The organism is Pseudonocardia pini, assembly GCF_013870575.1.
Lineage (GTDB): Bacteria > Actinomycetota > Actinomycetes > Mycobacteriales > Pseudonocardiaceae > Pseudonocardia > Pseudonocardia pini.
Genome location: NZ_JACBXB010000997.1, coordinates 1 through 1,665 on the forward strand (window position 1 = coordinate 1; position 1,665 = coordinate 1,665).

The 1,665-nt window shown below is 75.3% G+C and carries 2 protein-coding genes; both read right to left on the reverse strand.

The features are described 5' to 3' along the window. A partial coding sequence (locus tag H5J29_RS31780; RefSeq protein ID WP_181784617.1) for a TIGR03617 family F420-dependent LLM class oxidoreductase occupies positions 1–949 on the reverse strand: 949 nt, incomplete at its 3' end. Positions 950–964: 15 nt separating this feature from the next. Then, a partial coding sequence (locus H5J29_RS31785; RefSeq protein WP_181784618.1) for an alpha/beta fold hydrolase occupies positions 965–1,665 on the reverse strand: 701 nt, incomplete at its 5' end.

Below are 1,665 nucleotides of genomic sequence, written 5' to 3' on the forward strand. Positions count from 1 at the left end.
GCGAGTACAGCGACACCCGGTCGACGAGGCCGGCGTAGCGGTCCGCGATCCCGTCGGCGACCTGCTGCGGGGTGCCGGAGACGGCGAAGGCGGCGAGGACGTCGTCGTCGATCGCCTCCGCCATCTCGGTCCAGGCGTGGGCCCGGGAGAGCCGGTTGAGCCGCTCGTGCAGCTCGCCCCAGCCGTGGTGGTCCAGGACGGCGCGATAGGCGGGCGTCGACGCGTAGAACGCCAGCTGCCTGCGGACGCCCGCCTCGGCCCGTGCCCGCCCCGCCTCGTCGACCCCGACCGCGGTGAACACGGGCAGGGCGAGGGTGAAGGCGCCCGCGGCCTCGCCGCGGGCCCGGCGGACCGCGGGGAGGGTGACCTCCCGCAGGTAGTCCGGGGTGGTCAGGGAGTGGCACAGCAGCCCGTCGGCCACCCGCCCCGCGACCTCGGTCATCCGCGGGCCGACGGCGGCCAGCAGGACGGGCGGGGTGCCGTGCGGGTTGGGGCCCGGGTCGAACATCTCGGTCATGAGGGTGTGGCGGTAGTGCTCGCCCTCGAAGTGCAGCCGCTCACCGCCGGCCCACGCCGCCCAGATCGCGCGGACGGCGGCGACGAACTCCTCCATCCGCGCCGCGGGGCTGCCCCACGGCATGCCGAAGCGCCGCTCGACGTGCTGTTTGACCTGCGAGCCGAGGCCCAGCTGGAACCGACCGCCGGACACCAGCTGGGCGTCGTTGGCGGACTGGGCCACCGTCATGGGGTTGCGGGCGAAGGCCACCGCGATCGACGTCTGCAGCGTGAGCCTGCTGGTGGCCCGCGCGGCGAGGGCGGCCGAGACGAAGACGTCGTGCCGGGTCTCCGGCAGCCCGATGCCGGCGTACCCGGCCTTCTCCGCCGCCACGGCCGCCGCCTCGAACCCCAGCGGGTCGGCCCGCACGTCCGCGACCGCGTCGACCTCCACCCGTCACCCCTCTCGTCAACGGGCCGGGACGACCCGGTCCAGCCAGTCCAGCAGGTCCGCCGTGATCTCGGCCCGGTTGGTCTCGTTGAAGACCTCGTGCCGGGCCGCAGGCCACACCCGCAGTGTGACGTCCTTGACCCCGGCCGCCTCGAACCGGTCCACCAGCGGCCGGACCAGGGCGAGTCCGGCGTTGACCGGGTCCTGGTCCCCGACGACCACGCGGATCGGCAGGTCGGAGCGGATCGCGGCGACCCGCTCCGGGTCGGCGAGGGCCCGGGCCCCGGCGAACAGCGCCTTCACCCCCGGGGTGTCCAGCCCGAAGCCGCAGAGCGCGTCGGCGACGTAGCGGTCGACCTGCTCGGTGTCCCGGGACAGCCAGTCGAAGTCCGTGCGGGCCGGGGCGAAGGGCCCGTTGAACATCTCGAGCTCCAGCGGGGCGTCGAGGTCCAGCGCGGGTTCGAGCAGGTCGAGCGCGGCGGTGCCGGTCAGCACCAGACCGTCGACCGCCGCGGAGTGGTCCAGGACCCACTGCTGTGCGGCGAACGAGCCCATGCTGTGCGCCACCAGCACCAGCGGCAGGCCGGGGTGCTCGGCCCGTGCGTGCGCCGCGACGGCGCCGATGTCGTCGACCAGCCCCGCCCAGCCGGTCTCCCCGAGGACGCCGAGCTGTTCGGGCGAGCCCGCCGAGGCGCCGTGCCCGCGGTGCTCCAGGGCGT